Genomic DNA, 8413 nt, shown 5'->3' with positions numbered 1-8413 from the left:
GAAACGTACGGTTTTGCCGCGAAAACCGTACGTTTCGGGCGACAATGCGTTCTTCGTTGTGCGCTCGGACCCGCGACCCGCGCTCGGACCCGGGGCCGCGAACCCGCGACCTGAGCCCGGCCCCGAACCCGCGACCCGCGCTCGGACCCGAGCCCGCGACCTGCGACCCGCGCCGTGGCCCATGCCCTTGCGGCCCCTGGTTGTCCTTTGGTAACACTTCTGTATAAAGCGTAGTTTTTCACTCAGGCTCTCCTGCGAACTGGTACAAATAGTAGGGACAGCAAAAGCGCTGCTTGGCAGGTGGCCTAGGAAACCGCCTTCAGCAGACATTGACAACCGAACCTAAGGAGACCAGCTTTAATGCCTGTTGCGTTAAGCCTTTTTCTTGTCCTGTTCTTTCTCATCATGAATGCGTTTTTCGTCGCCGCCGAGTTTTCGCTCGTTCGCGTGCGCAAATCCCAGGTTGAGATCCTTGTCGAAGAGGGTCGTCCCGGCGCCAAGTACACCAAATTGGTCGCTGACAACGTTAACGCGTACCTTTCCGCTTGCCAGCTGGGCATCACCCTTGCCTCGCTCGCGCTGGGCTGGCTGGGCGAACCCGCCGTTTCCGCGCTCATTTCTCCGCTGCTTTCGGCGTTCGGTCTGCCCGAGGCCGCCATTCACGCTATCGCCATCGCCGTTGGCTTCATCATCATCACGGCGTTGCACATCGTGGTGGGCGAGCTTATTCCGAAGTCGCTCGCTATTTTCTCAACTGAAAAGTACTCCCTGCTCACGGCCACGCCGCTTGTGTGGTTCTACCGTCTGACCTACCCGGTCATGTGGCTGTTCAACACCATTACGAACGGCGTTATGAAAATGCTCGGCCATGATGCAGCCAGCGAACACGAGGTGTACACCGACGAAGAAATCAAGCTGCTGATCGACGAGAGCACCGAAAGCGGCCTGATCGATCCCGAGCAGAACGCCTACGTGGACAACATTTTCGATCTGGGCGACAAGGACGCCGAGGCTATCATGACTCCGCGCACCGACCTCATCTGCATCGACCTGGAGGATTCGCTCGAGGAGAACATGCAGCTGGTGCAGCGTTACAAGTACACGCGCTACCCGGCATGCCGCGGGACGAAGGACCGCATCGTGGGCTTCGTGCATGTGAAGGACCTGTACACGCTGTCTGAGCATGCAACGGTGGACGACCTGCGCATTCGAACGATTCAGGCCGTCCCCGAGGGCGTGCCCATCGCCAAGCTGCTGCAGACGCTGCAGGAAAAGCGTACCAAGATCGCAGTGGTCATCGACGAGCACGGCGGTACTGCCGGCATCGTTACCATGAGCGACATCATGGAACAGATCGTGGGTCGCATCGACGACGAGTACCAGCACGGCGACACCGACGAAGTGGTGAACATGGAAGACGGCAGCTACCTGGTGGACGGTTCGCTGCCTATCGATGAAGTGGGCGATCTGATCGGCTTCAAGCCCGTCGAGTCGGAGGAGTGCGAAACGGCGGGCGGTTTGCTGCTCACGCTGTTCGACCGAATTCCCGACGAGGGCGACTCGGTGTCGGTCGAAGGCGGCGGCAAGAAGGCGTCGTTCACCGTTGTGGACATGGACCGCCACCGCATTGACAAGATTCGCCTTGTGCTGGAAGACCTGCCGGAGGGCGAAGACGAATAACGCGCATCAAAAAGAGGGCTCGCAATTCTGCGGGCCCTCTTTTACGAAAGCGCGGTTTCTCGGCTACCCCACCTTCACGCCGGCGAACCGCTCGGCGTTGTGCCAAAGCATGTTCTCCAGCTCGTCTTCGCTGAAACCTGCGGTAACGAATTGGTCGTATTCGGCGGCAGGATCCCACATGGGGAAGTCCGACCCGAACATGATGCGGTCGGTGCCCCACATGCGCGCCAACTCCACGGTGCGGCGTTGTCCCAGGAAGAACTGCGAACTGGACGCGTCCACGAACAGATTCTCGTTGTGCAGGATGTCGTAGCCTACGTCGTAGCGCGACCAGCAGCCGAAATGCGCGGCATCCACCACAAGGTCGGGGAACGTCTTCAGGACGTTCAACAGCCGCTGTGGATGCGAATAGTCGTATCGGTAGTCGCCGGTATGCAGCACGATAGGCACGCGGCCTTCTATGATTTCGTACACGTTCATAAGGCGCGGGTCGTCCATATTCACATGCTGCGTGTCGGGGTGCAGCTTCATGCCGTGCAGACCCAGGCCGATGGCCCGCTCGATTTCCCTTTCGGGATCCGGGTAATCTTGGTGCATGGTCATGAAACCGATGAACTCAGGATGCAGCCGGCATTGCTCGGCGATGAAATTGTTGATGGTTTCCACGCTGCCCGGCGTGGTGGCCACCGAATGCACAATGAAGTGCGTGATGGGCGCACGCTCCTTCGAGGCCAGCAGGTGCTCCACCGTGCCTTCGCCGTACATGTCGATGACGTAGAAGTCCCCGATGGCGTCGACGGCGCGCGAGGCGATTTTATCCGGGTAGATGTGGGCGTGGGCGTCGATGACGGCCATGGGCTCGTGCTCCTTTGCAATGTGCGGTTTGTGCGGTGCGACGTTGGGCAACGTATGCGGCGCATCGCTGTCCAAGAGCCGTGCAACTTTCGATTGTAGAACATCGCGGTTTCGGGCGCATTAGGCAGAAGGGTATTTCTGGGTGTCACTTTGCATTGGTCACGAGGAAAAAGGGCCGAAAGACTAGCACTCGAAGCAAAAGAGTGCTAACTTTTTCGACAGTGACTTTAACAAGCTCCCGCACGCCTGAAACGGCGATGTTGAACCGCTTGAGGGCGCGGGACGCCTATCGTGCGCGCGGTGATGGCGAAGCGCCGCACACCGATGAGAAGGGAACCGAACTATGTCCAAAGACATTGCTTTCGACAACGAAACCCGTGCGAAAATGGCCGCTGGCGTGAACAAGCTGGCTGACGCCGTAAGGGTGACGATCGGCCCCAAGGGCCGCTACGTTGCCATGCAGAAGGAGCACGAGAAGCCGAACGTTTCCAACGATGGCGCAACCGTGGCGGCCAACGTCGACCTTGAGGACCCCATCGAGAACATGGGCATGAAGATCGTGCGCGAGGCTGCTGTGGCGGCCAACAACGATGCGGGCGACGGCACCACGACGGCAACCATCCTGTCCGACGCCATTGTGAGCGAAGGCGTGCGCTGCGTTATCTCGGGTTCCGATCCGCTGGCGTTGCGCCGCGGCATCCAGCGCGCCGCAGACGCGGTGGCGCAGGAGGTGCTCAAGGACGCCGTCGAGGTTTCCACGCGTGAGCAGATAGCCGAGATTGCAACGGTTTCCGCAGGAGATCGGGTCATCGGCGAAAAGATCGCCGAGGCCATGGACGCTATCGGCAAAGACGGCATCATCTCTGTGGAGAAGTCCCAGAACTTCGGCATCGAGGTGAAGATCCTCAAGGGCATGATGTTCGACAACGGCTTTATCTCCCCTTACATGGCCGATGATCAGGGCCGTTTGGAAGGCGAGCTGAAAGAGCCCTACATCTTTCTGACCGATCAGCGCCTGGGCGACAATTTCGCCGACATCGTGCCCGTGCTGGAGGAAGTCATGCAGTCCGGCCACCCGCTGCTGATCGCCGCCGAGGACGTGCGTGGCGAGGCGCTGAACGCGCTGCTCATGAACCGCCGCCGCGGCACGCTGATCAGCGTTGCGGTAAAGGCGCCCGCTTTGGGCGACCGTCGCAAGGCGGAGCTTGAGGACCTGGCCATTCTTACCGGCGGCGAGGTCATTACTCCCGATCGCGGCCTGTCGCTCTCCGATGCGCGCAAGAGCATGCTCGGTCGCGCTGCAAGCGTGCAGATCACCAAGGACCGTACGACCATTCTGGGCGGCAAGGGCAAGCCCGAGGACGTCGAGCAGCGTTGCGCGCAGCTGCGCGCCGAGATCGAGCGCACGCAGATCGACTACGATCGCGACGTGCTGCGCGAGCGCTTGGCGAAGCTGTCCAGCGGCATCGCGGTGATGGAAGTGGGCGCTGCTACCGAGTCCGAGATGAACGAGATTCGCAGCCGCATCCAGGACGCCTTGCTGGCCACGCGCTCTGCCGCCGAGCAGGGCCTGGTAGCTGGCGGCGGCGTGGCGCTGCTGCAGGCTGCCGCTGTGCTGGACGATCTGAAGTGCGACAACCCCGAGGAGCAGCTGGGCGTGGACATCCTGCGCAAGGCGCTCGAAGAGCCGCTGCGCGCGCTTGCCGAGAACGCGGGCTACCGCGGCGACGTTGCGGTCGAGACGGTCAAGGAGCTGCCGCAGGGCCATGGCTTGGATTGCATGACCGGCGAATACGGCGATATGATTTCTCGCGGCATTGCCGATCCCGCCAAGGTGACGTGCACGGCGTTGCAGGCTGCGGCTTCCGTTGCGTCCCTGATCCTGATCACGAACGCGTCGGTGAGCGACATGGTTCCCGAAGAGGACTAGTGCTCGAATTCGCGTTCCTTGCATTCTGATGCCGACCCGCGCTCATGTGCGGGTCGGCGTTTTTTACGGGGCGGTTCCGTGCGACAAGGGCGGGATTCATGTTGAAGGTGCTTTACTGCCTTCGGGTTCGGAGCTTTCATCGCGGTGCTCTCACGCGATGCCCTCGGCGAGTTCTCGCAGATTCGCCCATCCGTGCTACACTTTTCCCATGACTTCTTACACCACCATAGAAGGGCGGGCAACCGCCGAGATCGAAGAGAAGAAGAGCCGGTTCATCGCCAGCTTGGCCCACGTGGAAACCGAGGAGGAGGCGCTTGCCTTCCTCGAGGAGATTCGCGCGGCGAACCGCATGGCGCGCCATAACGTGTACGCGTACGTGCTGCGCGAAGGCGGTGCGGGCTCTTCGGGCCGCGTGCGGTACTCCGACGATGGCGAGCCGCAGAAGACGGCCGGCCTTCCCACCCTCGAGGTTGTTCAGCACGCAGGTCTTACCGACGTCATCGTGGTGGTCACGCGCTACTTCGGCGGCGTGCTGCTGGGAACGGGCGGCCTGGTGCGCGCTTACACGCAGGCGACGCAGGCGGGCGTCGAGGCGGCGCAGCTCGTGGTGGTTTCGCGCTGCGTGGACATTTGCATTCGCACGGCGTATGCAAAGTACGACCAGCTGATGCGCATTGCGGCGGATTGCGGCGCGAAGGTGCTCGATACGGTGTACGACGATGCCGTTACCCTGCAACTGCGCATGCTCGACGGCACGCAGGACCCGCTGCTGAAAAAGCTGACGGAACTGGAGCGCGGACAGGAAAACGTTACGGTGAGCGACCCCTTGGAGGCTGCGTTCTAGCCACCTCTCGCTCGGCGCGTTCGCGCCCGCCGAGCTCGCACGCCCCGCGCCCATCGCGCCCCGCGCCTGCACACCGCCCGCCCTCCGCGCTCTGCCGTTATTGCCATCGCGGTGCCGTGGTGACCCCGGCATCTGAGCGCCCTTTGGACGCATCTGCTCTATAATGTCCCCCATGGCGCGCAACCAGCAACTCATATTGAATCGATACCGGCCAATCGCGGAAGCGGGGGCGGGTGGCTTCGGCACCGTGCAGGTGGCGTGGGACACGCGCATTCAGCGCCGCGTTGCCATCAAGTGCATCGAGCTGGACGACGTCGACGCTGCCCGGGCCGCTCTTCCGGGCGCGAACGCAGCGCCGTTGCCGGACGCTTCGCGCGATGCGGCGTTTGACGACCCCCTGTTTTCCGACGACGAAGACGAAGCGCTGTTTTCCCAGGCTGGAGCATCGGTTGATCTGTTGGCGGAAGCTCCGCTCGTGCGCTCTCTCGCGCATATCCCGGGTTTGGACGAAGCGCGCACGGCGGCCATGCTTACCGATGCGAGCATTGTGGCGGTGTACGATTTCGAGGTGCAGGACGCTACGGCGTACCTCATCATGGAATACGTCGAAGGCATGTCGTTGAGCGAACTGCTTCGCCGACATGGCGACCGTTTGACCCTCGATATTGTGGCGGCGGTATTCTCGGCGGTGTCGCATGCGCTTGAGGTGGCGCACAGCAACCAGGTGCTTCACCTGGACATCAAGCCCGACAACATCCTGATCAACCATCAAGGTCAGGTGAAAGTGACCGATTTCGGCTTGGCGACGCTAGCGGATGCTTCGGGTTTCGGCACGGCTGGAGGCGGCACCATCGGCTACATGCCGCTTGAGCAAATGCGGCAGGAAAACCTGGACGTGCGCTGCGACGAATGGGCGTTGGCTTCGGTCGCGTACGAAATGCTCACAGGAGAAAATCCGTTCCTTGCGTCCGATTTGAAGCGTGCCGAGCTTGCAATCGAGGATGCGGAGCTCGTGTTGCCGTCGTTGTGTTGGGAAGGGCTTGACCCTGCAATTGACGACGTGGTGTTCTATGCGCTCGACCCCGATCGCGAAGAACGCTACGCAACGATTTCCGATTTCGCAGAGGAACTTGAGCCGTTCCTAGGCGATTCAAAGCGCGGCGTTCGCGAGCTTGCAGCTATTGTCGGATATGCCGATGAGCAGGATGAAGAACCTGTCGAGGACGAGCCTTGCCTTCCGCGCGTGCCCTTGCGCGAGCGCTTCACGCCGCTGCATCGTGCGATTGCGACCCATGCGGTGGGCGGTGCGGGCAGCGCGCTGCTGGCGTTCGTGGCGCTTTGGAACATGCCGCAGACAAGCGGTTTCGCGAATCCGCTGTTCTGGGGGATCTTCGCGCTCATCGTGCTTGCGGGTGCGTTGCGGCCGCACCTGGGCGCGCTGCTCGGGTATTTCGCGCTGGCCGCCATGTTCATCGTGCAAGGCGTTCCGGCGGCAGGGTGCGTGCTGCTGGCGGCTGCGGCCACGTGGTGGTACTTCGTTGGGCGCGAGGGGGACGCCGAAGCGAACGCTGCTTTGGCGGTGCCGCTCGCGGGCGCGTTCGGCTTGGGGCAGCTTGCGCCGTTGGCGGCCGGACTGAGCCTGGCTCCCGTGCGGGCTATGGGGACAGCCGCGTTCTCGGTGCTGGTCGCCGTCATGCTGGCCGCCTGCGGGTCCCATAACCTTCTGAGCTGGGACGTGCTTGCGAACTGGAACGTGGGCGCGCGCAGCGACCTGGCGGGCGCCATGGGCGCGCTGCTCGTGCAGCCTCCGCTTTGGTGCGTTGCCGGCAGTTGGATCGCGTCGGCCGGCGCGCTGGCTGCGATTCGCTTGCGGCCGACGCGCGCGTTTGCGGTTCTGGGCACGTGCGTGGCCGGTGCGCTTCTGCTTGGAGGCGTCGCCGTTGCGGCATGGGTTGCATCGGGTCAGGTTACGTGGATGCCCTCTCTCGGGAATCTGGGGTTCACCGCGATATCCATTGCGTTGGCGCTTGCGGCGTGCGTGTTCGTGCCCGACCCCGTGTACTACGACGAAGACGATTGGGCGGAAGAATAACCTGCTTATCGTACTGTTGGGCGGGCTTCGTACTATAATCGAGCCGAAAACCTGCGAGGAAAGGAAAACCCATGCAGCAACTGGGAGACGAGCGTGTTCTGTTCGCGTTTGCGCGCGATTTGGAGCCGGCGCTTACCGTGGAATCGGGCGAGACGGTGCGTATTCGCACGAAGGATTGCTTCGGCAATCAAGTTCGGACGTCCGAGGACGCGCTTGACGAAATCGATTGGGACGCCATCAATCCGGCTACCGGCCCTGTTTTCGTGAAGGGCGCTCGTCCGGGCGGTGCACTCAAGGTGGTTATCGAGAACATCGAGCTGGACGACCAGACCGCTTCGTGCACGGGCAAGGACGAAGGCGTGTGCGGCGATCGGTTCGATGCGTGGAGCACGCGCCTGTGCGCCATCAAGAACGACGAGCTGGTGTGGAACGACAAGCTGTCCATTCCGCTGAATCCCATGATCGGCGTTATCGGCGTTGCTCCGGCGGGCGACCCGGTGAACTGCGGAACGCCGGGGAGCCATGGCGGCAACATGGACAACACCGCCATCACCACGGGAGCCACGCTGTATTTCCCAGTGGCGGTGGAGGGCGCGCTGTTCGGCTGCGGCGACATGCACGCCGCCATGGGCGATGGCGAGATCAGCGTTTCGGGCGCGGAAGTGGCCGGCTACGCTACGGTCACGCTTACGGCGCTGCCCGATCTGCACGTGACGGATCCCATCATCGAGAACGAAACGCATCTGGGGATCATCGCATCCGCCGAGTCGCTTGACGCCGCCGCGGATCGCGCGGTGCACGAGATGGTCGATTTGCTGCACGACCGCACGGGCACGCCCCAGGACGAGTTGGTGATGCTGTTGTCCCTGGTCGCTGACGTGCAGGTCTGCCAAATGGTCGACCCGGAAAAGACCGTGCGCTTCATGGTGCCGAAGTACGTGCTGGAAGCGTTGGAGTTCAGCTTGTAGCGAAGCGATGCACGAAGATGCCCTTGTTCCTTTGCGACATCTTC

Annotated in this window: 6 protein-coding genes; 5 read left to right on the top strand and 1 reads right to left on the bottom strand. The window is 62.2% G+C overall.

Translation table 11 applies throughout. The features are described 5' to 3' along the window. Positions 1–360 precede the first annotated feature (360 nt). A complete protein-coding gene (locus ACMNI9_RS01905) occupies positions 361–1680 on the top strand; it encodes a hemolysin family protein (protein ID WP_114566414.1) in 1320 nt (439 codons plus the stop codon). Positions 1681–1743: 63 nt separating this feature from the next. Here ACMNI9_RS01905 and ACMNI9_RS01900 read toward each other — a convergent pair whose 3' ends face one another. After that, positions 1744–2535, bottom strand: a complete 792-nt coding sequence (locus ACMNI9_RS01900) for an amidohydrolase family protein (RefSeq protein ID WP_418830627.1) — start codon at positions 2533–2535, stop codon at positions 1744–1746. Between the two features lie 343 nt (positions 2536–2878). On the opposite strand from ACMNI9_RS01900, the gene groL reads away from it, so the two are divergent. The 4 genes from groL (at position 2879) to ACMNI9_RS01880 (ending at position 8369) form a co-directional block, all read left to right on the top strand. Further along, on the top strand, positions 2879–4465 hold the full coding sequence (gene groL / locus ACMNI9_RS01895) for a chaperonin GroEL (protein ID WP_225749703.1): 1587 nt from the start codon (positions 2879–2881) through the stop codon (positions 4463–4465). A gap of 208 nt (positions 4466–4673) precedes the next feature. Continuing rightward, positions 4674–5309: an IMPACT family protein gene (locus ACMNI9_RS01890; RefSeq protein ID WP_418830626.1), complete on the top strand. Its 636-nt coding sequence runs from the start codon at positions 4674–4676 to the stop codon at positions 5307–5309. Between the two features lie 172 nt (positions 5310–5481). Beyond that, positions 5482–7401, top strand: a complete 1920-nt coding sequence (locus ACMNI9_RS01885; RefSeq protein ID WP_418830624.1) for a protein kinase domain-containing protein — start codon at positions 5482–5484, stop codon at positions 7399–7401. Positions 7402–7472: 71 nt separating this feature from the next. Next, complete coding sequence (locus ACMNI9_RS01880) at positions 7473–8369, top strand: acetamidase/formamidase family protein (RefSeq protein ID WP_216529836.1); 897 nt, start codon at positions 7473–7475, stop codon at positions 8367–8369. Positions 8370–8413 lie beyond the last annotated feature (44 nt).

Source organism: Paraeggerthella sp. (assembly GCF_048427265.1).
Classification (GTDB): domain Bacteria; phylum Actinomycetota; class Coriobacteriia; order Coriobacteriales; family Eggerthellaceae; genus Paraeggerthella; species Paraeggerthella hominis.
This window is presented reverse-complemented; position numbering and strand designations above follow the sequence as displayed.